This window comes from Photobacterium ganghwense, assembly GCF_003025595.1.
Classification (GTDB): Bacteria; Pseudomonadota; Gammaproteobacteria; order Enterobacterales; family Vibrionaceae; genus Photobacterium; species Photobacterium ganghwense.
Window position 1 is genome coordinate 384312 of record NZ_PYMI01000001.1, and the last position, 20085, is coordinate 404396.

The 20085-nt window shown below is 47.8% G+C and carries 14 protein-coding genes and 1 tRNA gene; 12 read left to right on the forward strand and 3 right to left on the reverse strand.

Annotated elements, in window-relative coordinates; all coding sequences use genetic code 11:
* Nucleotides 1-16 precede the first annotated feature (16 nt).
* On the reverse strand, nt 17-1312 hold the full coding sequence (locus C9I92_RS01750; RefSeq protein ID WP_047885667.1) for a DUF5666 domain-containing protein: 1296 nt from the start codon (nt 1310-1312) through the stop codon (nt 17-19).
* A 489-nt stretch (nt 1313-1801) separates the two neighbouring features.
* On the opposite strand from C9I92_RS01750, the gene C9I92_RS01755 reads away from it, so the two are divergent.
* From C9I92_RS01755 to C9I92_RS01785, 7 genes are all read left to right on the forward strand, one after another.
* Nucleotides 1802-2395 (forward strand): HD domain-containing protein, encoded by a 594-nt coding sequence (locus tag C9I92_RS01755; RefSeq protein WP_047885668.1) that lies wholly within the window; start codon nt 1802-1804, stop codon nt 2393-2395.
* A gap of 589 nt (nt 2396-2984) precedes the next feature.
* Nucleotides 2985-6137 carry a sensor domain-containing protein gene (locus C9I92_RS01760; RefSeq protein WP_047885669.1) on the forward strand — a complete coding sequence of 1051 codons (3153 nt, stop codon included), beginning with the start codon at nt 2985-2987 and terminating at the stop codon, nt 6135-6137.
* A gap of 77 nt (nt 6138-6214) precedes the next feature.
* Complete coding sequence (locus C9I92_RS01765) at nt 6215-6544, forward strand: hypothetical protein (RefSeq protein WP_047885670.1); 330 nt, start codon at nt 6215-6217, stop codon at nt 6542-6544.
* 609 nt (nt 6545-7153) lie between these two features.
* A complete protein-coding gene (gltS, locus tag C9I92_RS01770; protein WP_047885671.1) occupies nt 7154-8377 on the forward strand; it encodes a sodium/glutamate symporter in 1224 nt (407 codons plus the stop codon).
* A 276-nt stretch (nt 8378-8653) separates the two neighbouring features.
* Nucleotides 8654-8890 (forward strand): HP1242/YdcH family protein, encoded by a 237-nt coding sequence (locus C9I92_RS01775; protein WP_047885672.1) that lies wholly within the window; start codon nt 8654-8656, stop codon nt 8888-8890.
* Nucleotides 8891-9209: 319 nt separating this feature from the next.
* Complete coding sequence (locus tag C9I92_RS01780) at nt 9210-10436, forward strand: L-lactate MFS transporter (protein ID WP_047885673.1); 1227 nt, start codon at nt 9210-9212, stop codon at nt 10434-10436.
* 484 nt (nt 10437-10920) lie between these two features.
* A complete protein-coding gene (locus C9I92_RS01785) occupies nt 10921-13233 on the forward strand; it encodes a cytochrome c peroxidase (RefSeq protein ID WP_053061850.1) in 2313 nt (770 codons plus the stop codon).
* A gap of 189 nt (nt 13234-13422) precedes the next feature.
* Here the strand turns inward: C9I92_RS01785 and C9I92_RS01790 are convergent.
* A tRNA-Ser gene (locus C9I92_RS01790) sits at nt 13423-13513 on the reverse strand.
* Nucleotides 13514-13906: 393 nt separating this feature from the next.
* Between C9I92_RS01790 and C9I92_RS01795 the strand changes: the two genes are divergently transcribed.
* The 3 genes from C9I92_RS01795 (at nt 13907) to tusE (ending at nt 16719) form a co-directional block, all read left to right on the forward strand.
* Nucleotides 13907-15115 (forward strand): amino acid ABC transporter substrate-binding protein, encoded by a 1209-nt coding sequence (locus tag C9I92_RS01795; RefSeq protein ID WP_084712578.1) that lies wholly within the window; start codon nt 13907-13909, stop codon nt 15113-15115.
* Between the two features lie 345 nt (nt 15116-15460).
* Nucleotides 15461-16126: a Bax inhibitor-1/YccA family protein gene (locus C9I92_RS01800; RefSeq protein ID WP_047885674.1), complete on the forward strand. Its 666-nt coding sequence runs from the start codon at nt 15461-15463 to the stop codon at nt 16124-16126.
* A gap of 263 nt (nt 16127-16389) precedes the next feature.
* Complete coding sequence (tusE, locus tag C9I92_RS01805) at nt 16390-16719, forward strand: sulfurtransferase TusE (RefSeq protein ID WP_047885675.1); 330 nt, start codon at nt 16390-16392, stop codon at nt 16717-16719.
* Nucleotides 16720-16974: 255 nt separating this feature from the next.
* Here tusE and yccX read toward each other — a convergent pair whose 3' ends face one another.
* Nucleotides 16975-17247 carry an acylphosphatase gene (gene yccX / locus C9I92_RS01810; protein ID WP_047885676.1) on the reverse strand — a complete coding sequence of 91 codons (273 nt, stop codon included), beginning with the start codon at nt 17245-17247 and terminating at the stop codon, nt 16975-16977.
* A gap of 85 nt (nt 17248-17332) precedes the next feature.
* Here yccX and C9I92_RS01815 point away from each other — a divergent pair, with 85 nt between their 5' ends.
* Both C9I92_RS01815 and C9I92_RS01820 read left to right on the forward strand, forming a co-directional pair.
* Nucleotides 17333-18739 carry a methyl-accepting chemotaxis protein gene (locus C9I92_RS01815; RefSeq protein ID WP_047885677.1) on the forward strand — a complete coding sequence of 469 codons (1407 nt, stop codon included), beginning with the start codon at nt 17333-17335 and terminating at the stop codon, nt 18737-18739.
* Nucleotides 18740-18872: 133 nt separating this feature from the next.
* Entirely contained in the window at nt 18873-20063 is a 1191-nt protein-coding gene (locus C9I92_RS01820; protein ID WP_047885678.1) for a class I SAM-dependent methyltransferase, read from the forward strand.
* The last annotated feature ends 22 nt before the right edge of the window (nt 20064-20085 follow it).

A 20085-nucleotide genomic window follows, 5' to 3' on the forward strand; every position in this document is an offset into this window, starting at 1 on the left:
AGGTCATTGTGTTGTATTAAGGCTCATTACGGCACTGGCTCAGCTCATTGCTTTCCGAGCGCCGACATTCCACATCCGCCCATTTGCCCTCAAAGCTGTCGAGTGTCCCATCTGTAGCGGAATAGCCCCACAGACTGCCGCTGCTTACGACACCTTCCAGGCTGATTTCACTATCTTTGCTTTCCTGATCAATCTTCTTGGCTCGGTGTTCACCATTCAACGAACGTCCCTGAATTTCTACCCACATCCCATTGATGGAAGAGAGCGATAATCCATCCACAAACTCAGTATTTGCATCAACGATAAAAGGGATTTGGTTAATCGTTAGCTGATTGCCAGCAAAACTGGCCTCACCTTCCACCTTAAACTCAAAGCTGGTGCTGGTTGGTACAGAAGGACTGGAACCACTGGCTTGAGATTCAAAATCAACCTTTGTTGCGACCAGTTGCCCATTCAACTCGACCAAATCTAATTCCACGATGGCGCCGGGTTTCAAGTCCGCAGGAGAACCATCATCAAAGACAGTACTGCCATCAACCCTGACACGCAGATATCCACCGACTTCAAACTCCGTCCCGTCGTCACTGACCCAAGTAACTATGCCCTCAAATTCACTCCCGCTGACATCACGTCCTTGCTTAACCTCAATACGGGAGGCCACAAAGGTGTCACCTGAGAATTGACCGTGTACTTCCGCCCAGACACCATCCAGCAATGGCCGGCTGTCATCAATCACCGCATTACTGAAATCCACCTTCACCGTCTGCAACAAGAAAGTACTGCCGGCAGTATCTAGCTGGGAAATCCCGCCTTCTAATTCTGCTGACGTGAGAGAAGGCGTTTTGGCCACATGCAGCACCTGCCAGGAATCGTCTGGCTGAAGCATCGCAAAAACCAGCACCCAGTCGCCCACAGCAAACCCTGAGCCACTGGTTGCAACAACAACCCCGTTCACGGTAATACTGTCAGCAGACACCGCCGTCACCGGCCCACTCAATACCGGCTGCAAAGTGATCTGCTGGCTAACCCGCTGTGCCTGTGTCCCTGATACGATGGCTTCGACAACCATCCCCTGAGCCAGATCATTGAAGCTGAACGTGTTATCGTCATACGACACCGTAGCCGCTGAGCCATCCAGCTGATGGCCATTAACACTTAACGTTTCATCATCATATGAAATACTCTCAACCGGGCCGATTATTCGGGCTAACGTTGTCGCATCATTACCGGTACCACTGTCGGAAGAATCACTCCCACACCCCGCAAACAACACCGAAACTCCCACCATCACCAAGCCCGAGAACATCTTCATAAACTTGCTCCAATAACGAATCAGGGCGGATACCCCAACAGGACGGTACAGCACCGAAGCTGGCCACTTATGTTACCTACCCACTTGTAGCCGATAACGTCAAACTGTTCGCTTGTAACGGTTTGCTTTAACTCATAGCTGCAAACAAACAGCTAATTGGCGCTGACGGAATAACACCGGCCCGGGTGCTGATACTCGCAATATGCGCTGAGTATAGGCGGGCAGCAGGAAGCATTAAGACTCATGTGTTAGACAATTCGGGCAGCAAAATGGAGAATGCGCTGAGTTTCAGGCAGTTAACATTTAGCGCGACAGTTTTGACGAAACCTCTGATAACCTGGATTGACCTCACTGCATGCATGGCTAATGGCCTGTGTACATTTGCTTAACGTCAGTGAAAGGTGTTTAATACCGGGCGTTTGCTGGCCGCAGGTTATCATTGTCTGATTGCTCGACTTGCAACATGGATATTAAGAAAAAGAGGACCTTATGAACGATTTAGAAAAACAGCTTGCCTTCATTACAGAAATTGACCGTTTGAAAGCTGTTCGACGTCAAACCATGGTCAAGCCAGACAATAACCGCCGTGAAAACAGTGCCGAGCACAGCTGGCACATCGCCCTGATGGCGCAGGTACTGAAAAGCTATGTCGAAGAGCCGGTAGATATCAATCGTTCTGTCAGCATGTTGCTTATTCACGATATTGTTGAGATCGATGCCGGTGACACGTTCGCTTTTGCCGCGCAACATGAGCTGGATAATCAGGAAGAGCAAGAAATTGCCGCGGCTAATCGCTTGTTCGGATTGCTGCCTGACGAACAATTTGAAGCAATGAGAGCGCTGTGGATTGAGTTCGAGCAAGCAGAAACGGCCGATGCCCGCTTCGCCAAAGCCATGGACCGTATTCTGCCGCTCATTCAAAATATGGCCAATAACGGCGGCACCTGGGTGGAGCACAAAGTCACCAAGCAGCAAGTACTGAAACGTAATCAATACCTGCAAGCAGTGACACCCAAACTGTGGGCCTACGCCTGTCAGCAAATCGACCTTGCTGTTCAAAATGGCTGGTTGATTGATCAGTAATGGTTATGACTTCATGATTGTTTTGAGCCCGTGACATTGGGCATCACTCACATTATGAAGAACAATAATAATGAGTAGCCGGAGCCACGCTGGCGGCTTCGGTATCATGCCCCTTTCCTAACTTATCCCTGTTCGTCTGCCGCAGGTTTTCCCTACTTTTCCCAGTCTGTCCCTACTGGCTTTTTTCCTGTTTTATCCACCTGTATTTAGGCTGGTTGACTCACCTGCTTTTTTAGCTTCATTGTTATTATTTCCGTCACGTAACCACCTTTTATTTATAAAAGTGAAACAAAAGCACCTATACTTAAGTTGCCTATGAAAAAACACATCCATTAATTATTGACAGTAATAACAATCAATTTAAATGCAGCTTTTATTTTCCTGATATTTAATTATTAACCTATCATTAAATAGGCATTCAGCTTATTACCAACTGATAATTTACTGACGCTAATTCGGAAAAAAGTTGTGCTTCAACTCGCAGAAATCATGCTTTTTGAAAGAAAACGCACGAAAACTCACTTTTTATACGACAGCAAGCAATCGGGTCCTATACTTAGTTCTGATGTGGCTTAATCATGGAAGATGTATGAAGGTAGTATTGTTGAGATTTCTGGTTCTGTTGATCCCTCTGCTATCGCTGACAGCCGTTGCTTCCTATTATATCTATCAAGAAGATGCAAAACAGTTAAAGCAGCGTATCCACGAAAGGGAACAAAGCCGGCATATTTCTTCGTTGCACATCACTCGACTGCATTTTTCACCGATCTTGGAAGATTTACATTATTTAAGTGAAAAATCGCGCGAAGAGTTTGTCTTATCCGGCCATTCTTTTGATGAGTCATTAACAATATTAACAGCAACATTTAAACGCCTGGCTAATACACGTCGATATTATGATCAAGTCCGTCTTCTGGATGAAAACGGCCAAGAAGTTATCCGTATTAACAGTGTTGATGGTAATACCACTGTTGTGTCAGATAAACAACTGCAAGATAAAAGCCATCGCCCATACGTCGTCGAAGCCCTGAATATTCCTCCGGGCCAGATCTATACTTCACCCTTTGACCTGAATATGGAAAATGGACGGATAGAACTGCCCTACAAACCCATGATTCGCTTTTTCAGCCATCTGAAAGTGAACGGGAAAAGTTATCTGGTCGGGCTAAATTATCTGGGGATGGATTACCTGAACGAACTTACCCAACAGTATGGCTGGCAGAACAGCCAGAACTGGTTGGTCAACAATGAAGGACAGTGGTTACTCGGGCCGGACAGAACCAGCGCCTGGCAATTTATGCTGCCGTCCAACAATCCCGCAGTGACAGATTTCAATCAGGACTTTCCGACACTGTGGCAGCAGATTCAGCTAAATGCCAAAGGACAGTTTATTTCGGGTGACTACCTCTATACTTTTACCCGTTTTTTTTCCGGGAAAGGCTTCTCCGGCGATAAGCCCTTCACCCTGCCTTTTGACGGTGCCGACTTACCCTGGACTATCATCAGCCGGGTAAATCTCACCAATGCCATTGATGAACTGGCTTTCTCACAGCAACGAATCATCAAGTTTGTGGCTTTTGTCATTCTGATCCTCGCTCTGCTGTCAGGCTGTATTGTCCTGACCTGGCACCTGTCTCAGATGCTCAATGCTCAGCGCAGGCTGACCCGCAACGTTGAAGACGCAGCGCTTAAGTATCAGACCGTGTTAACCAGTGCGCCTGATGGGCTGATTACGCTCGACATGCAAATGAACGTGCTGACGATGAATCCGGCAGCCCACAAAATTTTAATGCTACCGAATAAAAGCCTGAGCGGAAAAAACCTGCTGCGACTGGTAGCGGGCGGAAAAACCCGTAAACAGCTTAAAGAGCTGATTGACGATCTGCATGAGCGAAAAGTCGGTCAAAGCAACGAGGCTTCACCCGTCGTTAAAGCCACCATTCAGCTGAGAGGCATCCGCCCCCGCTATATTGAAATCATCGCAACCGAAACCACCTACAGTGAAAGCGATGAAATTTTGCTGAACATCCGGGATGTCACTGAGTGGTCATTGCGAGAAGATAAGCTGAAAAGCCTCTCGCGCGCACTTGAGCAGAGTAACGACGCTATCATTATCACCGACTATAAAGGGATTGTTGAATACGTAAATCCTTCGTTTGAAAAGCAGAATGGCGTGCGTTCAAAAGAAATTGTCGGCACTCAGTCTACCCGCCTGCTGCGCCAGTCATTGCCAAGTAACCATGAACTGCTCAAAGTGCAGGAGCAGTTGAAACTAGGGATGACGGTACAACGGGTGATTGCGCATGAACAAGATGACAAAGATGTGCTCTACGAAGAAAAAACGATTTCACCTATACGCAACAGCAGGGGCAAAATCAGCCACTATATCTCGACCGGGAAAGACATTACCGAACGGGTTCTGTTCGAGACACGCCTGCAAAAGCTGGCACATTTTGATTTACTGACCGAACTGCCCAACCGCACCCTGCTCCAGCAGAAAATCGACAGTACCATCAATGGTCATCATCGCCCGGAGCTGTGTGTGGCACTTCTGTCGGTGGATCTGGACCATTTCAAACAAGTCAATGACTCGTTCGGCTACGACTTCGGTGACAAGCTCATCCAGACTGTGGCCGGACGAATTCAGCATATATTACGCGAAACAGACTTTCTTGCGCGCTTGGGGGGGGATGAGTTTGCCATCCTCATTTGTGGTGAGATGACAGTCGAACACATCAGTCGCTTGGCGGAACGGATTATTACGCATATCTCAGACCCCATGTGTGTCGATAATAAAGAAGTCTTTCTGACCGCCAGCGTCGGGATAAGCCTCTACCCGATGGATGCCGGTACGGCCGATGAGCTAAGCAAACATGCAGACATCGCGTTGTATCGGGCTAAAGAAGAAGGCCAGAACCGTTACTGTTACTACACACCCGAGATGGGTCGAGAAAGCTTGCTGAAACTCCAGTTGGAGTCAGAGCTTCGTAAAAGCATCGGTTCCGACCAATACGAACTGTACTATCAGCCCAAGGTGAATGCCACAAACCACACTCTGTGCGGTGTTGAAGCACTGCTGAGATGGCACAATGAAGCCGGTGAGATTCAACCGCCTGTTGAAGTAATTCCGATTCTGGAGCGTTCCGGCTTGATCATTCAGGTAGGTCAACAACTTATCCGCACGGCGTGTCAGCAACTCAGGGCCTGGCAGGAAAACGGCGTGTATATCAATTTTGCGCTGAATATATCAGCCCGCCAGCTGCTGAACTCCAACCTGGTCGAAACGGTGCAGCAAGCCATCGAAGATTTTCAGTGTGACCCCAACTTCCTGGAGCTGGAAATTACTGAATCCGTCATTATGTCCGACGTAACGACCGCGCTGGATCGTCTTGTCAAACTGGAAGCGCTGGGAGTAAAAATCGCAGTGGATGATTTTGGCACCGGCTATTCCTCACTGGCTTACCTGAGCCGTTTTCCTATTCACATCCTGAAGGTCGACCGTGAGTTTATAAAAGAGCTGCCATGGAACCAGGATAATGTCACCATTACCCGTTCTATTGTCGAACTGGCACATAACCTGAACATGCGGGTCGTCGCGGAAGGCGTGGAAACCGATCCCCAGCAGCGTTTTCTGGCCAGCATTGGGGTCGAGGAATTTCAGGGCTATTATTTTGGTCACCCTGTCCCTGTTAATACGTTCGAAAATAAGTATATTACGCAGGACAACGAATCTGTCCTCTGAGCGAGCACGGGTTTTAATTGCAAATCTGCCTTTGGCGCTATACCGTTAAGAAAACCCAACGTGATTAGGTGTGTAACATGAGTTTCAGTGAGCATCTTGAAAACTACATCAAACAACGTGACCAACAACAGCAACAGGGTCAGCCATTACGACACAAATACGTAGTTCAGGATCCGACGAACCAAAGCCTGGCACGCGAAGCAATGGCACAAGCACAGGAAGATGCTTCCCGACAGGCGACGGTTGAATCAAAGCAACCGCACTACCGGGTGAATGGCCGCTGCATGACACAAAATGAAGCCAGCGCGATGGAACAGCTAAAACCAACCAGTGCTCCGGCAAATCCTGACCGAATTGCATATATTCAACAACTGCGCAAAAACCTGAAATTGAGAAAACCCAGTTAATCCCTCCCCCACTTTTGTCGCTCTTCTTTATTAACGATTCTCAGAAGAGCGATAAATTTGTGACTTCAATACAATGAAACGCTGATTTATTAATCACAATATCCCCCCTTCAATGCCGTTATCACTCTCGCGATATAATAAAAAGCCAATTAATTTCAAATTTTTTAAGTTAATTTTTGGTAGTTTTACGCAATATAATCCTGCTTTTAGTCAGATGGCTACTATTTAGCCGCAACATATTCATCCTTAACAGTTCGATTACAATTCACCAGAATGATAGTTGCTGATATTCATCGTCTTCGAAACATTCAGAGAATTGACAGGGTCATGATTTTTAAGTGCTACAGCGGGTTTGGTGGTGAACCTTTGAGCGAATATTAAATCTGACATTTAATTTTCGCCTTCAGGTTAATTACGCCAACAATGAACAATATTTTAACAAATACACCAAAAGCATTATCAAGATACATGAAACACATCAAAAAATTAAACAATCACAACAACATAGAAACTGGAGACCTACAACATTTTGTTCGGGATAGCAATATATGCAGGTGCTTATTTAGGAGTTAATATGGCCACCTAAAAAAACAATGCAAAGACATAATCATGAATACAGTCGTACAAGTAAGTGAACTTGAATCGTTTCTGATAGCGATTATTGTGCTTTTTATTGGCTATTTCGTTAATAGCAAAGTAAAGATCTTCAGAAAGTACAATATTCCCGAGCCTATTGTCGGGGGCCTTATAGTTGCCTTGATTATTACCATTTTGCACAAGCAAGGTATCGATATTACTTTTCAGCTAAGCCTGAAAAACACACTGATGCAGATGTTTTTTGCCACCGTTGGTCTGGCGGCCAGTTTTAAATTACTGGCTAAAGGAGGCTCTCGGGTTTTCTTATTCCTGGCCGTGGCAACCATCTTTATTGTCATTCAGAACGCCGTAGGTGTCGGAATGAGCAGCATGCTTGGCCTGGATCCGCTTCTGGGACTGATGGTGGGGTCTATTACCCTGTCTGGTGGTCATGGAACCGGTGCAGCTTGGTCACAAACCTACAGTGAGCTGTTCAATCTGAACACTTTGGAGCTGTCGATGGCAGCCGCGACCTTCGGCCTGGTAATGGGTGGCATCATTGGTGGCCCTGTCGCTCAGCGACTGATTAACAAATTCAATCTTAAATCGGATTTTGGCCCGGGTGAGAAACATCATGTTGAGCATCCTGATCTGGTGACGTATATCGATCATGAAGAAGATCGCATCACCGCCAAGAACACGATTGAAACCCTGTTTATTCTGTTAATCTGTGTCGCGGGTGCCGCTCACTTTAAAGCGTTTGTGGATAGCTTTGGAATCAGCTGGCTTCGTATCCCGGACTTTGTCTACGCCCTCTTTATTGGTGTTTTCATCACCAATGTGTGTGAGACAACCAAGGCTTACAAGGTCAACACGGAAACCGTGGATGCCCTGGGCACTATCTCTCTGTCGCTCTTCCTGGCGATGGCATTGATGAGCCTGCAACTGTGGGAACTGCTGGGTCTGGCTCTGCCGATGCTGATTATTCTGTCGGTACAGACTCTGTGTCTGGCTGCGTTTGCCTACTTTGTGACATTCCGAATGATGGGCAGTAGCTATGATGCAGCGGTCATTGCCGGAGGCCACTGTGGCTTCGGTATGGGGGCGACCCCGACGGCAGTAATGAACATGGGCTCGCTGGTCTCTCGTAACGGGCCATCTCCGCAGGCATTCATGATAGTCCCTATCGTCGGCGCGTTCTTCATTGATATCGCTAACCTAGTGGTACTACAAGCCTATATCAGCTTTATCCAGTAAGTCGCCACTTACTCATGAAAAGGCCAGGTTAATCACCTGGCCTTTTCTGTTTCAGGAATCCACAGCTATTATTATCTTAGCGGTTCGCTGTATGCGGCATTGTTCGCAAGAGCACGATAAAGTAATCAGCGCCATACAAACGTTGTATTACGACAATAATGACTTTCTTCACTCTGGGTGCGCTAGGAACCGAAAGCAACACGGTAGTGCCGTACACGCTTTCTCACGAGGCCGTTGCAAGCGGTGGTCCATAAGCTGAAATTACGGAGTATCACGATGTTAGGTGAAAATCACTCGCTCTTCATTGAGTACCCAGAACTAAGTGACAGAATCAAAGAACTGAAGACATCCGATGAACACTTTAAAAGGATGGCAGATCGTTATCATCATCTTGACCATAAAATTCGAGGTTTAGAAGGCAGCAACATTCCGACAGACGACCACCACTTCACGCAACTCAAACTTGAACGCCTCCAGCTTAAAGACAAAATCTTCAGTATCCTTTCAAACTAACACACGCTCCCGATATAGCGCCCTCCCCGCCATCCTGTATGGCGGGGAAACATTTTCCTGCATTCCCCTGCACACCTGAAGCCGCATGTAACCCATTGAATTACGATGTTATAAATGAAAACAAACCGATGACAGCTGTTATCCGCCCGACAAACATTTGTAACAGGATGTGTCTATCTGTTTTCTGTCAAAAAAATATTGATAGAATCCGCGCTCCCTTGGCAAAAATGTCATTTTTGTTGATTAAAGACAAAAAAATTTTAGTAGAAAGCCCGCTGTCTTCGCGGTAGCGGCTTTGTTCGTGGTGACTGAGAGCAAAATGAAAAAATTTGATAGAGCTAAGCAGATCCTGCTGGCAGGTTTCTGTATTAACTTATGTATGGGCATTCTGTACGCTTGGAGTGTATTTAAGCAAGCGCTAGTCGTTGACCTGGGTTGGTCTAATGCTGATGCCTCAATGCCTTATACTGTCGCGGTCATCGCGTTCTCTGTATCTCTGCTGATTGCAGGCGTGCTGCAAGACCGCATGGGTCCACGCCGTATCCTGATTCTGGGTACCGTAATGGTGGGCCTGGGTATGATCATTTCCAGCTTTGCGACGTCACCACTTCTGCTGATTCTGACTTTTGGCCTGATGACCGGTTGCGGTATCGGTTTTGGTTACGCCTGTCTGGCACCATCAGCCATGAAATGGTTCCACCCGTCGAAGAAAGGCCTGGTAAACGGTCTGATTGCTGCAGGCTTTGGTCTGGCTGCGGTTTACCTGGCTCCTTTGACGTCCAGCCTGATTGGCACCTTCGGTATCAATACCAGCTTCATGATTCTGGGTGTGGCTGTCCTGCTGATTGCAGTGCCATTGGCATGTACCATCAACAACCCACCAGCCGGTTACCAGCCAGAAGCACCTGCCAATGCCGCGAACAAGCCAGCGTCTAAACCGGTTGACATCAACTGGCGTGCAATGGTCAAAACCCCGCAGTTCTATTCACTGTGGCTGATGTTTGCACTGGCTTCATCGGCAGGTCTGATGGTGATCGGTAACATCACCTCTATTGCCGCCCAACAGGCTAACATCACCGAAGCCGCTTACCTGGTTGTGATCCTGTCTATCTTCAACTCTGGTGGCCGTGTCGTTGCAGGTATCCTGTCTGATAAGATTGGCGGCGTGAAAACCCTGATGCTTGCCTTCATCATGCAAGGCATCAACATGGCGCTGTTTGCGAGCTTCAATTCAGACTTTACGCTGATGATTGGCGCAGCACTGGCAGGTGTCGGTTACGGCACCCTGCTGGCAGTGTTCCCATCTATTACTGCTGATTACTACGGTCTGAAAAACTACGGTGCAAACTACGGCGTACTTTACACCGCATGGGGTATCAGTGGCTTTATCGGTCCTGTGGTTGCAGCAGTCGCGGTTGACACAACCGGTACTTACACACTGGCTTACACGATCTGTGCCTGTATGATGGCAGTAGCAGTCTTCCTGTCTTTCATCACCAAGCCTGTCGATGCCGTTGCGCTGGAAAGCAAACTCGCTAAGGCGTAACCCGCACCACGTACGATGAAACCCAATCAAGCGCAGCTCAGGCTGCGCTTTTTTATTTTTAGAACAACTGTCGCATGTCTCATGCGGTCTTGCGAGGTTCTGAAGCCAATCTTAAGATTGGTGCGAAATCTTATGAGACAACGCAGGTTGCATATTTACACCTCCCCGATTGGCTTAAAAAGCTCTCAGAAAAATTGTCCTATTTTGTGGTGAGTTATCGTCAGAATATTCATAGCTGGCATAAAAAAGCCTTAGTCCAGCTTTGGGACATATCCTCACTTTCGCTACCCGCATCGCGGATAAGACTGAATTATTACCCCTAATGCAATTGTCTATATTTCCGGCTTAATTTCTAAATCAATAAAAGTACCGTTATTCACAAAGTTAATAATCAAGACTTCGCGTTTCACCCATCTTTATTTCACGAGTTTCCGCTCGTAATAAAAAACTAACAGTTTGTAAAAATGGAAGTTAGGGGTGAGTGATGAACGAAGTGAAGTTTTCTAAAAAACGTCAACTTCAAGCGATAATAGCGTCATGCATATTAGGCTTAACCGCCAGTATCGCGATCGCTGAAGTGGCCGAACCAACACCGGAGCCTGTCGATCTCTCTGTACTGAAATCGATGAAAGGGATCCAGCCCGCGCCCGTTTACGGGATAGAAAAATATGTCAAAGACAAAAATGCCGCGATTAAATTAGGTAAAGCACTTTTTTGGGAAATGCAGGCAGGTAGCCAGGGGCAAAGTTGTGCCAGTTGTCACTTCCACGCAGGGGCTGATAACAGGATTAAAAACCAGCTTAGCCCCGGTTTAAAACATACCGAAGAAGACAAACGTGAGATTTTTGACCCGACCCGTACTGGTCATGGTGGTCCTAACTACACACTGAAGAAAGAAGATTTCCCATTCCGTGTGTATCAAAACCCAGACGATCGTGAATCTTATGTAATGTTCGACAGTGATGACGTTGTCTCGTCTCAAGGGGTATTTGCCAGTACCTTCGATGATCTGTTTGGTGCCGACTACGACCAACACTTCACCGATGGCCGTGAGGGATGTACCAACATCAATGACATCTTCCATGTCACCAACATTGGTACCCGCCGGGTTGAGCCACGTAACACGCCTACCGTCATTAACGCCATTTTCAACTTCCGTAACTTCTGGGATGGCCGGGCGAATAACGTGTTCAATGGAATTGACCCATTTGGCCGTCGCAACAAAGATGCCAAAGTTATGCACTTTGATCGCTACAGCAACACGATTAACCTGAAGGAAGTGAATCTGGTTAACTCCAGTGCTGCATCTCAGGCGGTAGGGCCTCCAGGAAGTGATTTTGAGATGACCTGTGCATCCAAAGCCTTCCAGTCCATGGCAAAAAAACTGCTGCGTCTGGTTCCTCTGGGGCTGCAGCAAGTCGACAAAACCGATAGCGTACTGGGTTATCTGAGTGCCTACCCTAACAATGGTCTGCGTACGAGCTATCGTCAGATGATTCAGGATGCTTTCCATGAAGATCTCTGGGGCTACAGCCGTAAGATCGATGACTTTGAGCAAATCGAGCACAACTTCAGCCTGTTCTGGGGTTTGGCCATTCAGCTCTATGAAGCGACGCTGATTTCAGATGACTCACGTTATGACCAATATGTAGAAGGTGATAAATACGCATTGACTGACGAAGAAATCAAAGGGATGGAACTGTTTGTCGGGAAAGGTAAGTGTATTAACTGTCATAGTGGGCCTGAGTTCTCGAAAGCCGCAACCCATCTGAACCCTGAGCAACAGGAAGGGGGTCTGGTTGAACGGATGATCATGGGCGATAACAACGCGGCGATCTACGATAACGGCTTCTACAACATCGGTGTACGTCCAACCAAGGAAGACATTGGGTTAGGTGGTGATGATCCTTGGGGCAACCCACTCTCTTTCACTCGTCAGGCGCAGCAAATGGCCGCGGGTAAGAATGTGCCGGATAGCTTCGAAGTCGACCACAATACGTTTGAAGTCGATCCAAATGAACCGGTTAAATCTGACGAGCGGAATGCGGTTGATGGTTCCTTCAAAGTACCAAGTTTGCGCAATGTTGAGCTGACCGGCCCATACATGCACAACGGCAGCATGTCGACCCTGTTCCAGGTAGTGACTTTCTATAACCGTGGTGGTAACCGTGAAGACATGATGGAAGGACACGGCGACTCAACCGGATTTGGTGAAAACGGTTCTAACCTGGATCCAGACATCAATAACCTGGGACTGACTCTGGAAGAGAAATACGCGCTTGTCGCGTTCCTGAAAACGCTGACAGATGAGCGGGTTCGCTGGGAGAAAGCACCGTTTGACCATCCACAGCTGCACGTACCTGTCGGTGCCATCGGTGATGAATACGCGGTCACTGATAACGGCAACGGTATCGCGGAAGAAGAATGGATGGAAGTGCCTATGGTTGGTGCTGGCGGTCGCTATGCCAAAGGGCTGTCTCCAATCGAACCATTCATGAATGACAAGCCGGTTAGTTCGGTATACGCCAAGGATGACTACCCTTCAGTGAAATACCGGTACAAAGTGACATTTGATGTAACAAGCAATGATTACGCTGACGGCGCAACTATCGATATGAACAGCGTCAACGTGATCAATGGCCCGGACCCACTGCTCGGTAAACTGGAAAATCATGGTAACGGCAGCTTTACCTACACCGCGACTCGTGCCAAGGATGCTACTTTTACTTACACCGTGAAAGACAGCTATGGAAACCTATCGAATGTCGCCACAGTGACCATCAAAGTCTCTTACTAACTTACAGAAGCAATATCATAATAAAACGCCCCGTCCTGCGACGGGGCGTTTTTACGTGTTTGATGGTGCCAACAGGCTTGATGATACCAGCAGTTTTGCTGCTGCCAGCGGTATGGCTATGCCGACAAGATTGGGACGGATCATTCAGGCATAAATAAACCGCTGACAATGCAGCGGTTTTTTCGAATGTGGCGGAGAGATAGGGATTTGAACCCTAGATACGCTATTAACGTATGCCGGTTTTCAAGACCGGTGCTTTCAACCACTCAGCCATCTCTCCGTGAGCCAAGAATACTAATCATCCCGCAGCCTGCTGTAAAGCCTTTTATTGGCACTTGTGATTGATTGTTCAAACAACCAACAAGACTGCTATGAAACCACCAAAGCTAAGCAATCAAAACTAGTCATCAAACCCAGCCATAAAAAACCAGCCATAAAATGCTATTCATAAAACCTGGCCATCAAATGAAACTACCGAATCCAACCTTTTCATAATAAGCCACTAGAGGGTACATCGATCAGCCTTGATCCTTTGAGTAAACCACTAGCAGTATTTCAAACTGTTTCTATACTCAATAGTGACAAGAAAAACAGATAGTTAATATTCACTCTTCCGGGTGAGGCCATTCCGTGCCGATTATTCTCATTGCAGAAGGAATGACAGGACGTATTTATGAAGCAATCCATGACCTTTACCTTTCTCACCTCTTCAGCCCTGATCTTTCTGGCAGGCTGTGATGACGGCACAGCCCGGGATCAGGAACTGATTCAGCAACTTCAGAATAAAATTGACGTCCTGGAGCAACAACTCTCCCAGTCATCGCCCGGAGGCATCGCCAACCTCCCTACCGATACCATGGCGCTCCAGCAAAAAGTCATGGAGCTGGAAAAACAGCTGTCCGAACAAAACAACAAAACGCAACCGCTAGTTTCAGAAACACTGGCGCAAATTCGGCAAAAAGGTTATTTGCAATGCGGTGTAAGTACCGGGCTGCCCGGATTCTCATACCCGAATGACAAAGGCGAATGGAACGGGTTAGATGTGGAGTTATGTCAGGCTGTCGCCGCAGCCGCGCTCGGTGACAAATACATGGTCAAATACATTCCCCTCACCGCCAAAGAGCGTTTTACCTCGCTGCAATCGGGCGACATCGACATTCTTTCACGCAACACGACCTGGACCTTAAATCGGGATACGGCACTAGGGCTGAACTTTGCCGGAATCAATTATTACGATGGTCAAGGGTTTATGATTCACAAGTCACTGGAAATCAGCAAAGCAACCGAGCTGGATGGCGCCAGAATTTGTGTTCAGGCCGGAACCACCACCGAGCTGAATCTGGAGGACTATTTCCGCTTTCATGAAATCCGTTATACCTCAGTCCCGTTTGATACCGCATCTGAAACCGTAAAAGGCTTTGAGGCCGGTAAATGTGATGCCCTGACGGCAGATCAGTCTGGTCTTTATTCCCTGCGCCTGCATTTGGCAGAACCGGAAACCGCTGTTGTATTAGCTGACATCATTTCCAAAGAGCCTCTCGGGCCGGTTGTACGCCAGGGCGATGACCTGTGGTTCAATATTGTGAAATGGACGTTATTCACCATGATACAAGCTGAAGAGCTGGGAGTATCCTCACACAATGTGGACGACATGAAGGCATCTAATGACCCCGACATTCTCCGTCTAATCGGTTTGTCAGGGCCTAAAGGCAAAGGACTTGGCCTGAATGACGACTGGAGTTACCAGGTCATCAAACAAGTGGGTAACTACGGCGAGAGCTTTGAACGCACGGTAGGCATGCGTTCCTCACTCAAAATTAAACGCGGCCTCAATGCACTCTGGTCTGATGGTGGACTGCAATACGCCCCGCCGTTACGCTGACGCATCAACAATCTGAAATTTAAGAAAACTGATACTTAAGAAAACTGGCACTTAAAAATAAGCTTGGTGGTTTATGGCATGAGCACAAAACCATCAAGCTTCTTTCATTTGGGATGCTGAACAATCACCTTCGAAGTGATTTGAACCGCCAGGTTGTAACATTCGTTTACAACTTTAGCCACCACGATAAAGAATTGTTAAGTATCATCTTTGTCAAACAGTTACACTGACATACAATGCCTGGGGCAAGCCTCATCCAATAACGAGCGACTTGTAATTGGCGACACTCGCCCCAATCTATGTATTATCAGAATATCTACATAACTAACCCTGAGGGGACTATTTATGAACGATCGTATTGTCAATCGTGACACAGCTTACGAGAGCGTACTATCTACCAACAAGGTTCTACGTAACACTTACTTCCTGCTATCTCTGACGCTGGTCTGGTCAGCCGTTGTTGCCGGTTTTGCAATGACGATGAACCTGCCTCACCCAGGTCTGATTCTGACTCTGGTTGGCTTCTACGGTCTGCTGTTCCTGACAGAAAAGAACCGCAACAGCAGCTTGGGGCTGGTTTTCACATTCGCACTGACAGGCTTCATGGGCTATACATTGGGTCCAATTCTGAACATGTACGTCGGCGCAGGTCTTGGCCATGCCATTATCCCTGCACTGGGTGGTACAGCACTGACGTTCTTTGCGTGTTCAGCCTACGCCCTGACCACCAAGCGTGATCTGTCTTTCCTGGGCGGCATGCTGTTGGCTGGTTTCGTGGCCATTGTTGTTGCCATGATTGCGAACATCTTCCTGCAAATGCCAATGCTGTCTCTGGCTATCAGCGGTATGTTTGTACTGTTCTCATCAGCAGCGATTCTGCTGACGACTCAGAGCATTGTGCGTGGTGGTGAGACTAACTACATTTCAGCGACTGTGTCTCTGTATGTGTCGATCTACAACCTGTTCCTGAGCCTGCTGCAAATCCTGGGCGTAATGGGCAGTGACGACTAATTCGCTAGTGGTTAGTGGTTAGTGGTTAGAAGCTGAACATCAGCGTATAGCCAACGAATAGACAGCTGCCGTTTTCATCTTGGCAATAGTCCAGTTCATTCAAAAAGCGCCTTCGGGCGCTTTTTTCATTCTGTCGCCACCTTTCCTCTTTCTTGTACCAATTTATTTTTCCAGCCGGAATTTCTCTTTCTCGCCGCAAATGGAAACTTGCAGCGTCTCACGATAATCACTATTCTTTCCCCGTTCCAAAAACGAGGCGCAACATGCTTGAATTTGAAGGTAAACAGATCGAAACCGATGCACACGGTTATTTAAAGCACACTGATGACTGGTCAGAAGCCTTGGTTCCTGTCCTGGCACAGGAAGAAGGCATTGAACTGACTGACGCACACTGGGAAGTCGTGCGTTTTGTGCGTGAGTTTTATCAGGAGTTTAACACCTCGCCAGCTATTCGCATGCTGGTGAAGGCGATGGCGAAAAAGTACGGTGAAGAGAAAGGCAACTCACGTTACCTGTATAAACTGTTCCCGAAAGGTCCGGCAAAACAAGCAACAAAGCTGGCTGGCCTGCCTAAGCCGGTGAAGTGCATTTAAGATAACATGCACTTAGCTTTAAGTGCATGGTGGATAACGGATATCCCAGATTTTGTTATTAATAAGAGGCCAAGCCATAACAACAGCTTGGCCTCTTTGCTCATTCTTTCCCTGAATTCTCTTAACGCCTTCATTGGCTTAATAACTTAATTTACATACAGAACAGCGCTTAACCGCCACAAGTGCTATAATTGTTCACACTGTCTTGAAGGCTATCTCCAGTCCCAGACAAATGCAGCATCTAGTGTACATAAGCTACATGATTTCAAAGCCATCGACATGGCGCCATTCGACGGTTTCGCTGGCTATACCATCAACCCGGGACGTGGCCGGACCTCTGTTTAACCATTCCAGGAGCTTCCCTACCTGCACCTCATTGCCACAGGCAAGTACTTCAACACTGCCATCCGGTAAGTTTTTCGCATAACCGCTCAGCCCAAGCCGTAATCCCTCATGCGCAGTGTGGAATCGAAACCCTACCCCTTGCACCATTCCATTCACTACGGCTTTTGCACAAATTTGTGACATGCATCACCTCAAGTATTCTATCCATTAATCGATATTATTTTACAATCAGCACACATTGCTAAGCTTCTGTTTTATAGGAATTAACATGAAAGAAGTTGCATTCAGATGGATCGACAAATACCTTATCCACTTAACAATACAGGAAAAATTCACCCTCCTATTCCTTCTTCCCGTCATCGCTATTGTTAGCGTAGCTTCTATTTTAGTGGACGCGGCAGATGAACAACGTATTGAAATCACGACGCAACACCTGCAAAACACCGCAAGCATTCTTTCCCAGCATCAAATTCCTTCCTCAGAAGCCGCCGGTTTACTGCTGAACAGCGGACTTTCCGTTGGCACCAGCTCAGGCTCAATCACAGCCAATGTACCGGGCATGGCCTACAGCATTAGTGCGACTTACATGCCGGGACTGCTGAGCTACTTGAGCACCGGCCAGATCGCATTAATGGCTACTCTGATCGTTCTGGCAATGGCCGTGGTGTACTACATCATGACATTTATTGGCGGTGCCATGTTTACCACCAATAAAGCGCTGCAGGCTCTGGCAGACGGTGATCTGACTAACCGCATGAACTTCTTTAAAGTCCGTGACGAATTCAGCACCATTGCCATCACGATTGATAAAGTTAGCGAACGTGAACAGCAGTTGGTTCTGGCGACTCAGCAGGCGACTGCCCTGATGCAGCAAATCAGCAGCAGTCTTCGTCAACGCAGCCTGGAAAGCGAGCACTTGTCATCGTCTCAGCAACAACATTTAGACTCACTGGCCAGCGCCACCGAAGAAATGGCGACCTCAATCCGCGAAGTCGCCAGCCATGCCCACGAAACGTCTGAGCAGACCCGAGAAGCTCAACAGGTTTCGGAACAGGGACGCGCCCAGGTGAACCAGACGCGTGATGCCATTTCTCGCCTCAGCACCGAGATTGCGCTGGCTGCGGAAGCCGTTGCAGAGCTCGACAGCAATGCCGCAAGAATTGACGACGTTGTTACCACCATCAACGGTATTTCTGAGCAAACTAACCTGCTGGCGCTGAATGCAGCCATTGAGGCCGCCCGTGCGGGTGAGCAAGGCCGTGGGTTTGCCGTGGTAGCCGACGAAGTTCGTACCCTGGCGGGGCGTACTCAGAGTGCCACCGTTGAAATTCAGCAGATGATTGAATCTTTACAGCAGCACAGCCAGCAGCTGATGGCCGTGATGAAAAATACCGTCGATAACGCCCAGAGCAGTGAGTCCCTGATGCATTCTGTCGACAATGAAATCACTCATATCACGGAACGCAACCAACTGATTTCTGACCGAAGTACAGAAATTGCGGCCGCGGCCGAACAACAAGGTGCCGTAGCTGACAATATCGCCGGAGATGTTGAGCAGGTGCGAACCCAGTCTCATCAAATCTGCGATGTTATCAGCCAGTCTGCGCAGGAAATCGAGCAACTGAACAAACAGGCTGAAGTGCTGGAGTCGCTGATGAACGGGCTTAAAGCCTGATCACTCTGATATATCGCATCACATGGCAAGGGGAATGGCGGACCATTCCCCTTTTTTCTTTGTTCAGAATTTGATTTTCCGCTGTTTCGACAACATAATACGCCCCCATTCTTCCATCCATACAGAGCATGTCATGACAGCTTCTATTTATCTGGTTAAAGGCCGTGAAAAATCACTTCGCCGCCGCCACCCTTGGGTCTTTTCTCGTGGTATCCAACGCGTTGAAGGTAAGCCATCATTAGGTGAAACGGTTGAAATTTTTGACCATAAAGGCGAATGGTTAGCACGTGGTGCTTTCTCACCTCAGTCTCAAATCCGTGTACGTGTATGGACTTTTGATCGTAACGAAGCAATCGACGTTAACTTTTTCATCAAACGTCTGAAAACAGCGCAAGGGCTGCGCGACATCCTGGCGGATCGAGATGGCCTGACGGGTTACCGCCTGATTGCGGCTGAATCTGATGGTCTGCCGGGCATTACCATTGACCGCTACCAGGATTTTCTGGTATGCCAGCTGCTAAGTGCCGGTGCAGAAGCGCAAAAAGAAGCGTTAATTGAAGCTCTGAACACTTGCTACCCGGAATGCAGTATCTACGAGCGTTCTGACGTTGCCGTCCGGAAGAAGGAAGGCCTGAAACAACGTACCGGCGTACTTTCTGGCGAAGAGCCGCCAAAATTTGTCACCATTGAAGAGAATGGCGTCAAAATCAATGTTGATATCGTGGGCGGCCACAAAACCGGTTTCTACCTGGATCAACGTGACAGCCGTCAGGCTGCCGTGAAATATGTGAACGGCAAACGTGTGTTGAACTGTTTCTGTTACACCGGCGGTTTCGGCCTGTATGCCCTGAAAGGCGGTGCAAGCCAGGTGGTGAACGTTGACGTGTCTCAGCCTGCGCTGGACACCGCACGCATGAACGCCGAAATGAATGGCTACCCGCTTGAGAATGCTGAATTTCTCAATGCCGACGTCTTCAAACTGCTGCGCGAATACCGTGATCGTGGTGAGCTGTTTGATGTAGTTATCATGGATCCGCCAAAATTTGCAGAGTCAAAATCTCAGCTGGTTGGCGCATGTCGTGGCTATAAAGATATCAATATGCTGGCGATGCAGATTCTGAAACCAGGCGGCACACTGCTGACTTACTCCTGCTCAGGACTGATGGACAATAACCTGTTCCAGAAAATTATTGCTGATGCCGCATTGGATGCCAACCGTGAGGTACAGTTCATTGAGCGTTTCGCTCAGGCAGCCGACCACCCACTGGACAGCGCGTACCCGGAAGGTTTCTACCTGAAAGGATTTGCCTGCTACGTGAAGTAATAGTCTTTACTGCCGAACTGCT

Excerpts from the sequence above, each read along its gene's own strand:
- C9I92_RS01750 (WP_047885667.1), bottom strand. The coding sequence starts at position 1,312 with ATGAAGATGTTCTCGGGCTTGGTGATGGTGGGAGTTTCGGTGTTGTTT.
- C9I92_RS01755 (WP_047885668.1), top strand. The coding sequence starts at position 1,802 with ATGAACGATTTAGAAAAACAGCTTGCCTTCATTACAGAAATTGACCGT.
- C9I92_RS01760 (WP_047885669.1), top strand. The coding sequence starts at position 2,985 with ATGAAGGTAGTATTGTTGAGATTTCTGGTTCTGTTGATCCCTCTGCTA.
- C9I92_RS01765 (WP_047885670.1), top strand. The coding sequence starts at position 6,215 with ATGAGTTTCAGTGAGCATCTTGAAAACTACATCAAACAACGTGACCAA.
- gltS (WP_047885671.1), top strand. The coding sequence starts at position 7,154 with ATGAATACAGTCGTACAAGTAAGTGAACTTGAATCGTTTCTGATAGCG.
- C9I92_RS01775 (WP_047885672.1), top strand. The coding sequence starts at position 8,654 with ATGTTAGGTGAAAATCACTCGCTCTTCATTGAGTACCCAGAACTAAGT.
- C9I92_RS01780 (WP_047885673.1), top strand. The coding sequence starts at position 9,210 with ATGAAAAAATTTGATAGAGCTAAGCAGATCCTGCTGGCAGGTTTCTGT.
- C9I92_RS01785 (WP_053061850.1), top strand. The coding sequence starts at position 10,921 with ATGAACGAAGTGAAGTTTTCTAAAAAACGTCAACTTCAAGCGATAATA.
- C9I92_RS01795 (WP_084712578.1), top strand. The coding sequence starts at position 13,907 with ATGAAGCAATCCATGACCTTTACCTTTCTCACCTCTTCAGCCCTGATC.
- C9I92_RS01800 (WP_047885674.1), top strand. The coding sequence starts at position 15,461 with ATGAACGATCGTATTGTCAATCGTGACACAGCTTACGAGAGCGTACTA.
- tusE (WP_047885675.1), top strand. The coding sequence starts at position 16,390 with ATGCTTGAATTTGAAGGTAAACAGATCGAAACCGATGCACACGGTTAT.
- yccX (WP_047885676.1), bottom strand. The coding sequence starts at position 17,247 with ATGTCACAAATTTGTGCAAAAGCCGTAGTGAATGGAATGGTGCAAGGG.
- C9I92_RS01815 (WP_047885677.1), top strand. The coding sequence starts at position 17,333 with ATGAAAGAAGTTGCATTCAGATGGATCGACAAATACCTTATCCACTTA.
- C9I92_RS01820 (WP_047885678.1), top strand. The coding sequence starts at position 18,873 with ATGACAGCTTCTATTTATCTGGTTAAAGGCCGTGAAAAATCACTTCGC.